This is a genomic window from Methanobacterium aggregans (assembly GCF_017874455.1).
Lineage (GTDB): Archaea > Methanobacteriota > Methanobacteria > Methanobacteriales > Methanobacteriaceae > Methanobacterium_C > Methanobacterium_C aggregans.
The window spans coordinates 153,059-167,171 of sequence record NZ_JAGGLN010000004.1; the positions used below are offsets into that span (position 1 = coordinate 153,059).

At 41.2% G+C, this 14,113-nt stretch carries 15 protein-coding genes; 2 read left to right on the top strand and 13 right to left on the bottom strand.

Annotated elements, in window-relative coordinates; genetic code table 11:
* Positions 1 to 2 precede the first annotated feature (2 nt).
* The 9 genes from mtrB to mcrB are packed head-to-tail and all read right to left on the bottom strand — an operon-like array spanning position 3 to position 7,626.
* Positions 3 to 308 carry a tetrahydromethanopterin S-methyltransferase subunit MtrB gene (gene mtrB / locus J2756_RS07435; protein WP_209584213.1) on the bottom strand — a complete coding sequence of 102 codons (306 nt, stop codon included), beginning with the start codon at positions 306 to 308 and terminating at the stop codon, positions 3 to 5.
* A gap of 12 nt (positions 309 to 320) precedes the next feature.
* On the bottom strand, positions 321 to 1,139 hold the full coding sequence (mtrC, locus tag J2756_RS07440) for a tetrahydromethanopterin S-methyltransferase subunit MtrC (protein ID WP_209584215.1): 819 nt from the start codon (positions 1,137 to 1,139) through the stop codon (positions 321 to 323).
* On the bottom strand, positions 1,139 to 1,846 hold the full coding sequence (gene mtrD, locus J2756_RS07445) for a tetrahydromethanopterin S-methyltransferase subunit D (protein ID WP_209584217.1): 708 nt from the start codon (positions 1,844 to 1,846) through the stop codon (positions 1,139 to 1,141). The genes mtrC and mtrD overlap by 1 nt, the downstream gene beginning before the upstream one ends.
* A 20-nt stretch (positions 1,847 to 1,866) precedes the next feature.
* Positions 1,867 to 2,748, bottom strand: coding sequence for a tetrahydromethanopterin S-methyltransferase subunit E (mtrE, locus tag J2756_RS07450; RefSeq protein ID WP_209584219.1), 882 nt, complete (start codon positions 2,746 to 2,748; stop codon positions 1,867 to 1,869).
* Positions 2,749 to 2,804: 56 nt separating this feature from the next.
* Entirely contained in the window at positions 2,805 to 4,460 is a 1,656-nt protein-coding gene (gene mcrA / locus J2756_RS07455; RefSeq protein WP_209584221.1) for a coenzyme-B sulfoethylthiotransferase subunit alpha, read from the bottom strand.
* A 15-nt stretch (positions 4,461 to 4,475) separates the two neighbouring features.
* A complete protein-coding gene (gene mcrG / locus J2756_RS07460; RefSeq protein ID WP_209584223.1) occupies positions 4,476 to 5,225 on the bottom strand; it encodes a coenzyme-B sulfoethylthiotransferase subunit gamma in 750 nt (249 codons plus the stop codon).
* A gap of 2 nt (positions 5,226 to 5,227) precedes the next feature.
* Positions 5,228 to 5,824, bottom strand: coding sequence for a methyl-coenzyme M reductase I operon protein C (gene mcrC / locus J2756_RS07465; RefSeq protein ID WP_209584224.1), 597 nt, complete (start codon positions 5,822 to 5,824; stop codon positions 5,228 to 5,230).
* 2 nt (positions 5,825 to 5,826) lie between these two features.
* Entirely contained in the window at positions 5,827 to 6,261 is a 435-nt protein-coding gene (mcrD, locus tag J2756_RS07470; protein WP_209584226.1) for a methyl-coenzyme M reductase operon protein D, read from the bottom strand.
* A gap of 33 nt (positions 6,262 to 6,294) precedes the next feature.
* The gene (gene mcrB, locus J2756_RS07475) at positions 6,295 to 7,626 is read right to left on the bottom strand and encodes a coenzyme-B sulfoethylthiotransferase subunit beta (RefSeq protein WP_209584228.1); all 1,332 of its coding nucleotides are present in this window, start codon (positions 7,624 to 7,626) and stop codon (positions 6,295 to 6,297) included.
* 324 nt (positions 7,627 to 7,950) lie between these two features.
* On the opposite strand from mcrB, the gene mmp10 reads away from it, so the two are divergent.
* Positions 7,951 to 9,201, top strand: a complete 1,251-nt coding sequence (gene mmp10 / locus J2756_RS07480; protein ID WP_209584230.1) for a methyl coenzyme M reductase-arginine methyltransferase Mmp10 — start codon at positions 7,951 to 7,953, stop codon at positions 9,199 to 9,201.
* A 137-nt stretch (positions 9,202 to 9,338) separates the two neighbouring features.
* Positions 9,339 to 10,661: a methyl-coenzyme M reductase glutamine C-methyltransferase gene (locus J2756_RS07485; RefSeq protein WP_209584232.1), complete on the top strand. Its 1,323-nt coding sequence runs from the start codon at positions 9,339 to 9,341 to the stop codon at positions 10,659 to 10,661.
* A 159-nt stretch (positions 10,662 to 10,820) separates the two neighbouring features.
* Here the strand turns inward: J2756_RS07485 and J2756_RS07490 are convergent, their stop codons facing one another.
* From J2756_RS07490 to J2756_RS07505, 4 genes are all read right to left on the bottom strand, one after another.
* A complete protein-coding gene (locus J2756_RS07490) occupies positions 10,821 to 11,633 on the bottom strand; it encodes an Mrp/NBP35 family ATP-binding protein (RefSeq protein ID WP_209584235.1) in 813 nt (270 codons plus the stop codon).
* A gap of 109 nt (positions 11,634 to 11,742) precedes the next feature.
* The gene (locus J2756_RS07495; protein ID WP_209584237.1) at positions 11,743 to 12,120 is read right to left on the bottom strand and encodes a NifB/NifX family molybdenum-iron cluster-binding protein; all 378 of its coding nucleotides are present in this window, start codon (positions 12,118 to 12,120) and stop codon (positions 11,743 to 11,745) included.
* A 43-nt stretch (positions 12,121 to 12,163) separates the two neighbouring features.
* Positions 12,164 to 12,748: a DUF134 domain-containing protein gene (locus J2756_RS07500; protein ID WP_209584239.1), complete on the bottom strand. Its 585-nt coding sequence runs from the start codon at positions 12,746 to 12,748 to the stop codon at positions 12,164 to 12,166.
* Between the two features lie 203 nt (positions 12,749 to 12,951).
* Positions 12,952 to 14,034 carry a metallophosphoesterase gene (locus tag J2756_RS07505; protein WP_209584241.1) on the bottom strand — a complete coding sequence of 361 codons (1,083 nt, stop codon included), beginning with the start codon at positions 14,032 to 14,034 and terminating at the stop codon, positions 12,952 to 12,954.
* Positions 14,035 to 14,113 lie beyond the last annotated feature (79 nt).

Here is a 14,113-nt window from a genome sequence, read left to right on the forward strand (position 1 = left end):
TCCTATAATAATAGGGCGACCAGCAGTACAAGCCCTAATACAAATCCATAAACCATGTTGGTTAGTTTACCTGCTGTTACGTAAACTCCTTCCCTTCCAGGATAAGCACCGGGAGATACGGTTGTTGGATCAAGAGCGTGTTCAATATCGTCTGCCGCAATCTCTAATTCAGCTATTTGTTCATTTATAGTGTCTAATGATACTAATACGACGTCTCTGCCTAGTGCTGCTCCCACGATACCTGTGGAAGGGTCAAGAGTCAAGTTTGATTCAGGAGCTATTTTTATTAAAGGTAACATTTCTACCATTCTTATTCCTCCTTACTGCTCTTCCTCTTTTGGCCATAGTCCCGTCCATTTGACGGATGCTGCTTCATTCAATGATGCCTGTATAAAGGATCTGATTGAAATGAACCATGCTAAAGCACCAACAACAGATATTGTCACAGGTGCCCACAAGGTACTGGACGTTCCAATTGCAAGTAAACCTACTATTGCCATTGCCATAAATCCTGTGGTTGATGCGAGTTTTAAGGTTCTTATCTGGTTCTCGTTTGGTCCGAGACATGCGTTGAATGGGTGCTGTATTGCCATTGTGTTTAATATAAACAGAAGTCCTATGAATCCTGTTGATATGACTGCTGTAAGTATTGCTGACATGGAGTAACTTCCAGCTATTGCTGCTGAAAAACCGAATATGGATAATGCAGCTGCACCTGAAAGCTCAATTGTGCACCTTACAAGTATTGGTATTTTCATTTTAATGACTTTTTTACCAATTCCTGAAACTACTGCTCCAAGTACCATTGCAAGTACGAATCCGAATAGTGGTCCGAGTATTGTTGGTATTCCAGATATTAAAGCGCCTGCCATACCTGCAACTGCACCTATGATACCTATAGCTAGGGACATGTAACCTATTGAAGGCACACCTGTACCTAAACCGTAGCTTGCAACTCTTCTTATAGCGTCAGCTCCCCATACTATTGCACAAACTGCACCTAATGATGCAAAGAGTGGTCCAAGTACTGGGTTGATTGGAGTTGCGTAAATTCCTAAAAGGCCGCCTATTACTCCAAGTGCCAATGTTTTAGTTGGGGAAACACCTATTTCAGGTGCGCCTCCTGCTGCTGCTGACATTAGAAGACACCTCCTTTAATTAGTAGAACTGAAAAGATTCCTATTACAAGGGATGCTATAAGGCATGCTAATGCTCCACGTCCAAGCCTCTTGAATTTAGGGTCGTGGAATCCTTCAATTGTACCTCCTATGTTGTAGGAAGCTAAAACTGCGTTAACGAAGAACATGCCCACAGCGAATATTCCTGCAACTGTGGCAGCACTTAATGATGAGTATGATAGTCCTGCTGTGGTTAATGCACTGTTTAAAGCCCAATAAACCAGCCCACCACCGATTCCACCTAGGGCTGCTCCAATTAAACCGCTTACAAAACATACTGTTGGGATTCCGTGCCCTTCAGTACCTGGTGTTATGTATTTTTCCTGTTCGTATTTTGTTATTGGGTCGACTGCAACTTTTGCAGATGCAGGTACAACTCCAACACCCCATACGTAGATGAGGTTACCAATTAACATGGTTATACCTATCATGATCATTGAACCTACAGCACCTGCTGCTAGGATGAGCCATAGTGGTGATCCTGTCATTGATGCTGCGGCTATGAGACCTGTCATACCTGAACCTGCTGCAAGCATTGCAGTACCGGTTCCGACACCTGTAGCCGTTGCTATAGCTGCTGGAGCACCACCCACTGGTATGAAGTGTACACCTCCACCAATGAGAACGCCTCCAACTGTCATAGCGCCTATTAATAATAATGGGTCCATCATAAAACCTCCTTATATCCTCATTCTTTGTAGGGTCCGTATTTGGTTCTTGCAAAGACTTCTATTCTGTTGTTTAGTATGATCAGTAGTAAGATTATCACAAAGCTTGCGACTACTCCACCTGCTGCACCGAAAACAATGGTTGTCCAGAAACTGAAGAACACAATTGCTCCAAAACAGAAACCTGTTAAAGGTCCACCGTATTTTGCACAGAAGTTTACAACATCCAGTGAGTTCCTTGCACCGAGTTCTGCCTTAGTTGTTATGTCACCGTGGATAGCCACTGGTATACCTCCACCGAATGGGTAGGTCTGGTATTCCCTTTCTGCACCGTAGTGAACATCTCCTGTTGATGAGCCTATAGCACCTATTGTTATACCCCATAGCACTGCCAAGAGTGGTAGTGGGAACGGGTGGTTAAATCCTACTATATTTAACGTCATCATGTAGGATAATCCTACTATACAAAATGTTGTTATAAATCCATGGGCAGCTATTGGTCCTAATGTCTGTGTTATGACATCAAGGTAAACTGGCTGGTTGAACTGTGCTTCACTTACTATCCTTCCTAAGTAAGATGTTGCAGCATATGCTGTGTGTACTAAAGCTGCTATGAATCCTCCTGCAGCTATTGACATTATAACGGGTAAGCCTATTGCGCCCATTAGGACAAATGCTACAGAACCTGCTACACCTGCAAGTACACCCATTTGTACTGGTTCACCGGAAACAGCTTTGTTGAAGATCCTGTGTAGGTGTCCCATCTGGGGTGCGAGCTGAACCTGTGAGTTTGGGTTACTCATTGAACCTACGTCAGATTCTAAGTCCTCTGCAGCGCCTGCAATGGTTGCGGCAGCACCCATAAGAGCAACAACACCTAATCCTGTTATCATAGGGTCCATTTTATTTCCTCCTAAATTATCGTTAATAAAAAAAATAGGTGTTAAGTAACACCTATTTATTTAGCTGGAGAGATAAGAGCTCTTTCTCCTGCTGGTTCGAATTCTCTTAATGCACCTTTAGCGAATCCTGCACGTACTTCTGAGAAGTCAAATGCTAGGCTGTCGTCAGCAAATGCGATTTTAACCAGTGGGTTAAATACAAATGCGTCTTTACGTGCTGCGTGTGCAGATTGAGCTATACCTGCGTATTCTCCCTGGTGGCCCACGTTCATTGCGTAGTTTGGATAGTTTGGTCCTCTGAGTTCAAGTGGTAATCCTTCGTCTCCTCTGATGGAGAATACGTTGGATGCACCACACTGATCCTGAAGGTCGTATCCGTAGAAACCAAGACGTGAGTGCTGTTCTTTGTGTAAGTACATGGATAAGTACCATGCGCTTAAACCTGTCTGAGCGTTACCAGTTGCGAATCCTGTGGAACATCCTGCTGCAGCTGCTGCAACTGCGGCCCTCTGTGATCCACCGAACTGGGTCTCGAGAAGTGCTGGGTATTCTTCGTACTGTTCAAGTGAGTAGAAGGTTACTTCAGAACCTACGTCCAGTACTGTGTCCATGTCGTTTGGAGCTTCACATAGTCCACCGAATTTGTCTTCGACGTACTCTTTACCGTAGTAACAGAAGTCGTCAAGGATGTTGTCAGTGTAAGCAGCTGTTGCGTACTGTGTGAATCCAACACCACCGGACATGTATGAACCTAACCAGATCTGGTCGTATAACATTGCACCGGATGCAACAACGTCCAGACTTACCCTTACTGGGTCATCCATGTATTTCCTTGAGGACTGACAGATGTCAGCCAGGTAACCGAATGGAATTCCACCAGGTTCGTTTTCTCCCCTTGCTCTCCTCTGTGGTAGAGCTGTACCCATGTGTATAACTTCTGCGTGTTTTGCAGCAAATGCGAAGTCACCGGTTGCGGCTTCTCCTGCACACTGTTTGTAAGCAGAGATCATGGACATACCGATCTGCATAGCAGACCACCTGGAGGTTGTACCTCCATCACAGGTCCTTGAAACTATTGTTGGGATCCTGACAGCCTGCCAGATACCGTCGCCAACTTCAGCTTTAAGAACTTCTGCCTGGTCATCTGGGAACATTTTGTTGATGTCTATGACGTATGCAGAGTCTATTTCATCTGCTACTTCGTCGTTACCTGTGAATATTTTCACGTAACTGTCTGCAACAAGTGCAGGGTGGGTTTCCACCATGTGTTCCTGAACAACTGCTGCACCAGGCATTGAGTGGTTGACAGTTTCCAGGTAGTTTGTGATTGTTTCAGGGGAAACTTCTTTACCTAACCTTTTTTCGATAACACTGTGAGCTGTTCCTAATCCAACGATAACAGTTCTCCTGATATCGTCCCAGAACTGCTGCATTGCAGCGTTGTTTACGAAGTGGAGGTCGTCACCTTCAACAAATGTGTCTGTGGTTGAAACCTGGTAAGGCATGAGAACCCTCTGACCGAGTGGAGAACCAACATCTGGGTTGTACTGAGGAATTCCACGTTTAGCTGCTACTTCTTTACCAGCTTCTGCGAATTCCCTTTTCCTCTCGGATTGTTTCCATCCACCGAATGAGTAGAAGGTTGTTTTCTTTTCTTCTGGGGCTTCTTTGAATTTCTTATTTAAAGCTTCCATAAATTTTTTATCAGCCATAATTCCACCTCCTGATTATTCAGGACTGTATCCACCGTTTGATCTGGTTACGTGTATCCTGTGGAGTACTTCTACTGCGTCTTTGTCGTCTTTGTATGCTTCACCATCCATCCTGTAGATGGTTGTTTTTGATCTAAGGGTTGCTTCGTCGAGTGGTTCACCTAAAACAACAGGTTCGTCCAGTTCTTCACCGATCTGATTCTTTATAGCTTCAACTTTTCCGGTTTCTTTGTTCAAGACCTGTCTTCTTAACATGTCGAACATGAGACCGTCTTCGTCAAGCCTTAATGAGTGACCGTGCACACTTGCGCCCCTTATGCCTGTACGGGCTGGGTCAAAGAATTCTGTTTCCAGGAGTTCCTTGGAGATTTTCTCAAGGTCCCTTTCCCTTGCCTCTATGATCTGCCTTCCTGATAGTGTACCTGCGTCAGCACCTCGGTACCTGCATAGGTAAGCCCTTGATCTTGCGTATGGTTGAGCTGGTGCGAAGTACATTGAGTCAACAAACTGAATGTATCGTACCCTGTCACCGGCTTTTGCACCGTCGACTGGCTCGACCATTTCTCTTATAACATCATCTGGTTCGTCCATTTCTTCTAGTGGTGGGTGTACGCTGGGGTATTCCTCACCAGGAGCTCTGTGACCTAAGACTTTTACAACATCTTCGTCTGAGATTTCTCTAAATTTTTCAAGTTCGTAATCAGGGTTGCATAAATTCCTTCGATTCTGAGCAACCTGACTAGTTCCGGGATAAAATTGTGCCATATTCATGCACCTCCTAATGCTAATCTTACTTTTCTAATAATTTCATCCAACTTCTCTTGGGGACAGGTTTCTCCTCTGATAACGCCGCTTATGATATCCTTGATTTCACCTTTGGTTTTAGGTTCATCAGGCATAACGGCCCTTGTTTTGACACCTATCTTTGCAAAATCCTCAAAGTCAACGGGATATTCACATATTATAACGCATGGCCTGTTAACGTTCCTTAGAATCAGCCTAGCCTTGTAAATGATGTGATGTTTCACACCTCCAAGGTGTACAACAACAAGCCTGTGCCGTTTTATCTGCTCGATCTCCTTTGGAGTGAGTCCGAAAAGGCTTCCATGACCTGCTGATGGAGCGTCCTGTGGAACACCGCCGCCTGCATTTAAAACAAGTGTACTTGTCTGTATGTTAGCTTCCCTTAGAGCAAAGGTAATTTCACAAACAGGTTTAGTTATGTGCCTCCTTCCAGGAGACATTGCTATTGCCAAAACTTCACTTCCACACTGTGCAAATGTTCCTCTCTGGGCAATTCCTCCTCCTTCGCCCATTCCCATGGTTTCTCTGCAGTCTACAACATGTGTGGATTTTCCTATCATGGCTATTCTTTCCTTTTTAGTACTTTGGCTCTTTCACTGAGTTTTGCGTTCTGATCTGTTAAACCGATCATTTCATCTGGAACTTCGTCCAGTTTGTCTCCGTATTTTATCTGATCTGTCACTGTTTTCTGTTTCCTTATGAACAAACCCATGTGTATGTTGTATCCAAATGGCAGAAGTTCTTCGCATATCTCTTTTACTTCATCAATCGTTTCTTCACTGTTGATTTCCATTAGAATTCGTCCAGTTTTAATCTGTAAGTCAACTTCCTCACCATCAATCATTATGGTTCGGCGATCTGGGTTATCGGAGCCCTGAGGAAGTCTCTGTCCCTGAAGAACCATTCTTTTAACGCCTTCAATTTTTTCAAGATCATTTAACAATCTTTCTGTTGTATCCGCGCTTAACAACCTGTGTGGAAATATTTCAATGTCCATTTACTGTCTTACCCCCAAGTTTTGGATTTCAATTTAGATTTTGTCCTTTATGTCGACTGCTGCCTCCACGACATATTTAAGTGGTTCTCGGAATGCATCAACTTGGCTGAATACCTCTTTTATTAATCCGGAGGTTGCTTCTGGGGAGAACATCTGTGTACCTGCGTCTAATGCCATTGATGCTGCAACGCATGGTATAGCAAATCCTTTACTGTGTCTTGTAACGATGTGGTTACCGTTGAAGATACCTGGACCTCCACCACCATATATGGAGTGGCTGAAGAAGGAGAATCCTACAGCTGTACCTTCTACTCTACCAAAGTCTACACCTGGTAATCCAGTCTCAAATTCTATTATATCGTTGTAGTATAGAAGTGCTGAAGCAACACTCTGACAAGCTCTTGCAGCACCGGTACTGACCATTGTAGCGGCCATCATACCAGCGGAAGCATATGCATTCCATTTTGCTACATCGTCTGTGCCGTATAATTTGAATCCGTTGAGGTCTTTGTCTACTTTGATTACACCGTCAGCTTCTGCCCTTTCAACAAGGTCTGCTACGACTGAACCAACTGTACCTTCTTTACCGTTTGCTTTTACGAGATCGAACACTAAGTTGTCAGCGTTGAATCCCTGGTATGCAAGTCCTAAAAGGTGCATTCTTTCAAATGCTCCTACTGCATCACCCATCTCAAACATTGCAGCCTGTTCTAATATACTGGATAGAGCAGATGACTGCATGGTGTTTTTGAGGGTTGTTGCAACAACGTGGTTAACCATGATGTTCCTTAATGCGTAACCTGCACCTTCAAGTTTCTGAGGCACGTCAAGCATGGTTGCTAAGTTTCCACCCATGAAATCAACTGTCTGTGGGTATCTACCGAGTACTGCTGCTTTAACCATGTTTGCATCGTACATGTTAACGTCACAAACATCAATTATAGCCTGGATGAATGCGGATGCTGTTACTAATGGAGCTGCTGAGTATTCAGCTGCTGCTTCGAACCTTGCGGTTGGTATCTGTACAAGTATCCTTTTTCCACCTGCGAGTAACTGAACATTTGTGTTGTCGCCTGCTTCAACTTGTATCATTTCTTTTGCTTTTTCTGCTATGGCTTCTGCATTTCCCACTAGGTCAAGATCTAGTTCCCTTCCTAGGATTTTACATGCTTTTCCACCAATAGTTGCATTTCTTAAAGCTTTTTCGGTACCTTCTAAGTTTACAGCTACAGTCCTTTTAACTCCCTGAACGATTGCTTTAATTGCAGGGTTCTTTAATGGACTGAGGGCCTCGAGCGGTACTTGTTCTTCAACAAGATTGCCTCTGTCGTCGTACAAGTCGATCTTATCTTCAAACTTTGCCATTTTTTCCCTCCTGAGAATTCTGTACACCATTATCCGTACCAGTTTTCTAAAGACCATATGGTCATTTTACATTGAAAATCTTTCCAGGAAAAATCAGGGTGTGAGTTCACAACACTAATTTTAATCCATTGCAGATTCCCATGGTACAACTTTGATATACGAAACTCCATTTATTGCTTTATCTATTATTAAACTTTCTTCTTGATTCATATAGAAAGATTTATAAGGAAGTATAGCCTAAAATTTTTATAGTGCTTTTAATATTTCTTTTTGTTACTTTAAAATCCAAAATTACTTATTTTATATACTGAAAAAGTGAATATTATGCAGATAATAGCAGATGTGGGCGGAATACCCGGGAAAGATTGTAGAGGGTTCTGTAAATACTGTTACTTCCGAAAAGTAAAAGGAAATGAACCTCTTGGATGTAAAAACTGCTCACCCGGAAGAGTAGGATGTGAAAGCTGTACTACCGGGGTTAGGGAAACAAAGAACGAATTTATACCCCCATTTATGGTTTTAGGTTCAGTACAGAATTCCCTGATGATGGGAAATTACCATGACGCTGATCTGAAGGTAAATGTGAGTGGGGGTGGAGATGTAAGCTGTTACCCTCATCTAATGGAACTTACAAGTGGATTGAATCAATGGGACCTCCCAATACACTTAGGTTACACCAGCGGGAAGGGTATAGATGATTCAAAAATCGCAGCAGATTTAATTTCACTCGGTGTTAATGAGGTTACCTTCACTGTTTTCTCAACGGATCCCCATCTTAGAAGGGAATGGGTGTTGGACGATAAGCCTGAAGAGTCCATGAAGGCACTGGAGATATTCTGCCAGAACAGTGAAGTTCATGCCGCATCAGTTATCGTTCCAGGTGTTAACGACGGCGAGAAATTATTTGAAACTTGTGCCAAACTCGAAGAATGGGGTGCAAAGGCATTCATACTTATGAGATTTGCAAATAACCGTAATCAGGGGCTTGTACTTGGAAATGAACCCATAATTGAAGGTGTGGAATCTCACAGCATAGATGAGTTTGATGCGCTCGTGAGAAGTGTTAACAAAGAGTTCAACTTCAAGGTTACAGGTACTCCAGTTTGTGACCCTGAAAATGACACACCATTTGCAATTTCAAAGGATAAAAACAAGGAATATCTGGAAATACTCTCTGAAGTAACATCTGAAGCCACTATTCTTACAAGTAACGTTTCAGCACCATTCATTAAAAAAATAATTAAAAATATTGGGGCTGAAGACCTTGTAAACGTTGTTGCAGCAGAACAGGACATAGGCTGTCTCATAACCCATGAAGATCTTGAAAAAATCGACCTGGGGGATCTGACTGAAACTGTCCTGCTCCCAGGAAGGGCGTACGTCCATAATAAAAGGGCCCAGGAAATATTGAGCCGCGACGGTGTGGACAGAATCATTGCAAGGGGTCCTGACAAACTCTCAGTTGACGGGGAAATGAGTGGAACCCTTACACGTGAAGAGGTCCTGAAAAAAGAACTTATAGCCTTTGAGGATTTGATTGAAGCTATAAACTTCTTTGGAGTGAGAAAAAGTTGATAAAAGGATTAATTGAAGGGGCATTAATATTTTTTTAATCCTTATTTTTTATCTTAATACACTCAGAGATCATTCGTTACAGGAATTTAAGTATATGCTTGCTTTGGTACATTTATAAAGGTTACAGGTAGTCCAAAATGAATAAAAAAAAGCTTAAAATAACTGTTCTGACACCTGAATTCTACAATTATGGTGCCATGTTAATTGCTGGAATTTTAAAGGAAGCAGGTTATGATGTAACATTAAAAAAGGGTTTCAGCCAACCCATCCATGCAGATATTGTTTTTTTAAGCTTTCACTCCACGATACACCTCCTTAAGTACAAACATGACGTGGAGAATATAAAGGCAATGAAAGTCGTTGGGGGTCCTGTGAGCAGAGTTCCTGAGCTTGTTTTCCAAAATTTGTCTGTTGATATTGTTATGGTTGGAGAAGCTGAAGGAAATATTCTTAAACTTATGGCTGCACTCGAAGATGGTTTTAACGTTGAAAAATTGCGCCTTGTGAAAGGCCTGGCATTTGAGGATGCTGGAAATATTCAACAAACAGATCATGGTGAAAGAGTTTCAATGAAACGGCCTTTACCATTCATACCTCATGATATTTCTTCAGAAGACATAAGAGGGGCCAACGTTTACATTGAAACCCACAGGGGCTGTCCTGGAAGCTGTGCATTCTGTCAGGTTCCCTGTTTTTTTGGAAGGGAAGTCCGAAGCCGACCCCATGAAGATGTTATAAATGAGGTCAAGGCATTCTTAAAGGCAGGCGCAAAAAGAATTGCAGTGAGTGGTGGTACTGGAACACTTTATGGCAGCAATAAATTCCGAAACCTTGATGAACATGCTTTCACCCACCTTTTAAAGGATATAAGCAGTTTAACACGCCCTAAAAATCTTACAATACCTGATATAAGGGTGGATCTTATAAGTCCAGATATTTTAGAGGCCCTTCGTAACTACACAAACGGCTGGGTTTACTTCGGAATAGAATCTGGAAGTCCCCGCATTCTCAGGAGTATGAAGAAGGGAATAAAGCTGGATGATGTACGTGAAGCTGTTGAATTGGCCAGGAAGGAGGGACTTAAAATTGCAGGTTCATTTATAGTAGGATATCCTGGTGAGGAAGAAGAGGATTTCCAGGCAACAGTTGACCTTTCAGATGAACTGATGTTGGATGATTACTTCGTGAGCATAGCTGAACCCCTACCTGGAACAGTTCTTGCAGAGGAAATAAAGAAACTTCCAGATGAAAAAAACGCTCTTTTTCAGGATGCTGAAGAGTACAAAAGACAGGGTTTGAGTCTTGCAGAGGAGCGGGCCCTTAAGCTCATGATGGATTCCTTCGTTTTCAGGAGCATGCCTGTGCCCATGACTGAAAATCTATTCAAAGCCCTGTTAGATGAAGTAAAATCTCAGGGAGAACATATAAAAACTGTTACACCCTTAATAAAAGGATTATGAATAGTTAAAATAATTTTTATAAATTAATTTTTTTAAGGTATAATTTTTTCTAATGATCCAGATCGTGCAAAAATTTGTTTAATATTAATTTTAATGTTAAATAAAAAAATATAAAAAAATGAGAAAATGTGGAAAGGATTTGAATTCTTTTTGAAATCCTTAGTTCTCAAGGACTTCAACTATTTTATCAACGATTTTGGAAAAATTCTCAAGGAATTCCGGATTTTTGAGTCCTCCTTCATCTTCATTTTGATAGAGAGGTAAGGTTCCAAGGAGGGGTATGTTCAGTTCTTCTGCTAATTTTTTTCCACCATCCTTTCCAAATATGTGGATTTCTTCGCTGCAGTGGGGACATTTGAAGATTGACATGTTCTCCACAATACCGATCACAGGGATCTTTAGTGCCTGAACCATCTTAATGGATCGTTCCACATCATCCAGGGCCACTGAATGGGGAGTTGTGACCACAATAACACCATCAAGGGAAGGAATGGACTGCAAAACAGTTAAAGGCTCGTCACCGGTTCCTGGAGGACAATCAATTACTAAAACATCCAGATCACCCCATAGAACATCTGACAGGAACTGCCTTATTGCACCTGTTTTTTTGGGTCCCCTCCATATGAGGGGTTCGTTGGAGGGTAGAAGTATCTCAGTTGACATCACCTTAACACCATCATCTGTTTCAAGGGGTTTTATACCTTCTTCAGTGCATTGAAGTTCTGATATTCCCATTCCAAACATCTGCGGTATGTTGGGTCCGTGGAGGTCCGAATCCAGTATGCCTGTTTTAAACTTGCTCCCTGCAAAGGCGGATGCAAGACTGGCAGATACTGTGGATTTTCCCACACCACCCTTACCACTCATAACTGCAACCTTATGTTTGATCCGGCCCATGTTCTTGGTGATCTTAATTTCCTGTTCCATAACTGCCAATTTCTGTTTTTCTTCTTCACTGAGATTTTTTACCATGTTGAATCCTTCTTTAATAATTCATGTCCATTAAATCCATTTTGTTATTAAAATTATTATTCCTTATTAGTTAATTATGGTTTTTTTTAATTTAAACTTTCAATTAAGTTTAATCATGACTTGCTGTGCATGGTTCAAGTGATCCTGGCTTCAGATCTCCATTTTTCCACTGTTGAAAAGCTTGATTCACAGTTCCAGTAGCTCCCGAAAATACCTGAACACCTCCATTACTGAGCATTTCAACAGCTTTAGCTCCTAGATTCCCACAAACCACTATATCTCCATCGTTGACCAGTATGACTTCTGCAGCAGTTGCATGACCACCAGAATGTCTTCCATGAGTTTCAAAGGCTTCTAAGTCCATTACAATATCATCTTCAATTTTAAGAATTGTTAAGTAGGGGGTTTTACCAAAATGGGGACAAATTGGTGAATTTAACCCTTTTTCATCTTCTGTTGGAAAACATAGATTTTTAATTTTGAACATCTCCCATTGAATTTTTGAATCATCTCAATATTTTTTTTATATTTCAATCAGCACCACAGAGTGGTGCTCCACATTTAGGACATTTATTTTCCCTGCATGGTATTCCTGGAGTTTTTTCGGTTTCATATCCACATTTGGTACATTTACAAACCCTTGGCGGTCCTGCCATTCTTCCGGGGCCTCCAAAGGATCTTCTCATCCCCATTCCAGGCTGTCCCAGGTTCTGAACTTCTTCACTTTTGAGGGCTACTATTTCTTCAGAGCCACAGTCAGGACAGGTATCATATTCCTTGGTGGGACTGTGCCATTCAAAACCACATTTACTGCATCTATACCTTTTTTCGTCTGTCATACAGATTCCTCCTTTAATTTTTATAATTTTACCTTCCACAATGGCCTTTGCTATTTTTTCCCGCGCGGAGCTAAGGGTTCTGTGGAAGGTGGGCTGTGATATCCCCATGAGTTCGGCTGCTTTTTTCTGCTGGATTTTCTGATAATCCTTCAATCTTACAGATTCAAATTCATCCAGTGTGATTAAAATCGGCTCAACATCTGTGCCTTCCTCTGGTTTGAAGCATCGAAACTGGGGTTCACCAAATACTCGTCTTGATCTTCTCGGCCTAGGCATGTTATGAATATATATTCATAATTCTATTTAAAGGTTTTCTAAAAAGTAGGATCAGGAAAAATGAAGGTTCCAAAAAACTCCATATTAAATCATTTGAAAACTATTAGAAGTCTAAGGTGATTTTACGCCTGAATTTAATACCTAAAATACTCTTCAAAGTAAAAAAATTAAAAATTAAAGAAAAATGAAAATAAATAATAATTTTAAGGCCGTTTGGCTGGTTTTAAATGAATGGAAGTGATCTCACACCTCGATCCCAACCTCATTGGAGGCCCCCATGTCCCCGTACCCTGAGAAACGTAAAGTTTAGTGTCTTTGTAACTGTAAAGGCCTCTGAGATATGGAAACATAATTTTAACAAAAAGGTTAACGGGAATCATCTGTCCTGCATGGGTGTGGCCTGAAAGCTGGAGTTCTATTCCTGCATCATTTGCTGCTTCAACTTCCCTTGGAATATGGTAGAGGAGTACAGAAGGTTTTTCAGGGTTTATATCTATCTTCGAAAGTGATTTTTCAAGATTTTTGGTTTGGTAAGAATATTCCACACCAATGACTTGAATCCCCATACATTCAACCAATTCGTTTCGGAGAATTCTGAGGTTTATTCCCTCAAGAACCCTAAAAATCTCATCCATTCCCTCATAAAAATCATGGTTACCTGTTGCAAAAAATACTGGTGCTTTCAAATCGTTTATTGACTTAAATGTATGTTTATGAAGTCTTGCACTCCCATCAACCATATCACCAGTTATAAAAACCATTTCAGGATTCAATTTATTTGTTTCATGAACTATACGTTCCATATAACCCGAATTTCTTATTGAACCAATGTGAATATCACTGAGTTGAACCACGTTTAAATCGTTCTTCAGTCCATTTAAAGATATTTCAACCCTTTTTATTTCTAAATCCGAACTTTTTGATATGGAATAAACACTTACAACAGCTGTCAGAAAACCTATTATAATTCCTGCTTTTTCATGAGGTATTTTAATGAAAAATGATGTTAATCCATAGATCGCAAGAAAGGATATAAGATAAAATGAGATCCCCATCCATGCAGAGGCTGCTGTGTAGAACACACGGGTTAAATTATTTGAAACAGTTCTTTCAATTAATGCCGCTGCAGGGTAGGAAATAGATGCTATGACCATTAAAATGTAGAAGGTTGCATTATGGGAAAATCCTAATAGAAAGGCCATTGAATAAAAAATACCGTAGTTCAAGGCCAGAAACCCTAAAAAGAATACTGATATGAATGCCATGTACTGGAAGATGCTTCTCATTTTAGACCCCAATATTGATAATTTGGATGATGGTTGGACTATTTCTTAAAATCTTGTAAAAATAAAAAAGTTTAGGTTC

What these genes read in the sequence shown, in the direction of transcription:
- mtrE (WP_209584219.1), bottom strand. Translation starts at nt 2,748, where the DNA reads ATGGACCCTATGATAACAGGATTAGGTGTTGTTGCTCTTATGGGTGCT.
- mmp10 (WP_209584230.1), top strand. Translation starts at nt 7,951, where the DNA reads ATGCAGATAATAGCAGATGTGGGCGGAATACCCGGGAAAGATTGTAGA.
- mcrD (WP_209584226.1), bottom strand. Translation starts at nt 6,261, where the DNA reads ATGGACATTGAAATATTTCCACACAGGTTGTTAAGCGCGGATACAACA.
- J2756_RS07490 (WP_209584235.1), bottom strand. Translation starts at nt 11,633, where the DNA reads ATGGTAAAAAATCTCAGTGAAGAAGAAAAACAGAAATTGGCAGTTATG.
- mcrC (WP_209584224.1), bottom strand. Translation starts at nt 5,824, where the DNA reads ATGATAGGAAAATCCACACATGTTGTAGACTGCAGAGAAACCATGGGA.
- mtrD (WP_209584217.1), bottom strand. Translation starts at nt 1,846, where the DNA reads ATGGACCCATTATTATTAATAGGCGCTATGACAGTTGGAGGCGTTCTC.
- mcrB (WP_209584228.1), bottom strand. Translation starts at nt 7,626, where the DNA reads ATGGCAAAGTTTGAAGATAAGATCGACTTGTACGACGACAGAGGCAAT.
- mcrA (WP_209584221.1), bottom strand. Translation starts at nt 4,460, where the DNA reads ATGGCTGATAAAAAATTTATGGAAGCTTTAAATAAGAAATTCAAAGAA.
- mtrC (WP_209584215.1), bottom strand. Translation starts at nt 1,139, where the DNA reads ATGTCAGCAGCAGCAGGAGGCGCACCTGAAATAGGTGTTTCCCCAACT.
- J2756_RS07500 (WP_209584239.1), bottom strand. Translation starts at nt 12,748, where the DNA reads ATGCCTAGGCCGAGAAGATCAAGACGAGTATTTGGTGAACCCCAGTTT.
- J2756_RS07485 (WP_209584232.1), top strand. Translation starts at nt 9,339, where the DNA reads ATGAATAAAAAAAAGCTTAAAATAACTGTTCTGACACCTGAATTCTAC.
- mtrB (WP_209584213.1), bottom strand. Translation starts at nt 308, where the DNA reads ATGGTAGAAATGTTACCTTTAATAAAAATAGCTCCTGAATCAAACTTG.
- J2756_RS07505 (WP_209584241.1), bottom strand. Translation starts at nt 14,034, where the DNA reads ATGAGAAGCATCTTCCAGTACATGGCATTCATATCAGTATTCTTTTTA.
- J2756_RS07495 (WP_209584237.1), bottom strand. Translation starts at nt 12,120, where the DNA reads ATGTTCAAAATTAAAAATCTATGTTTTCCAACAGAAGATGAAAAAGGG.
- mcrG (WP_209584223.1), bottom strand. Translation starts at nt 5,225, where the DNA reads ATGGCACAATTTTATCCCGGAACTAGTCAGGTTGCTCAGAATCGAAGG.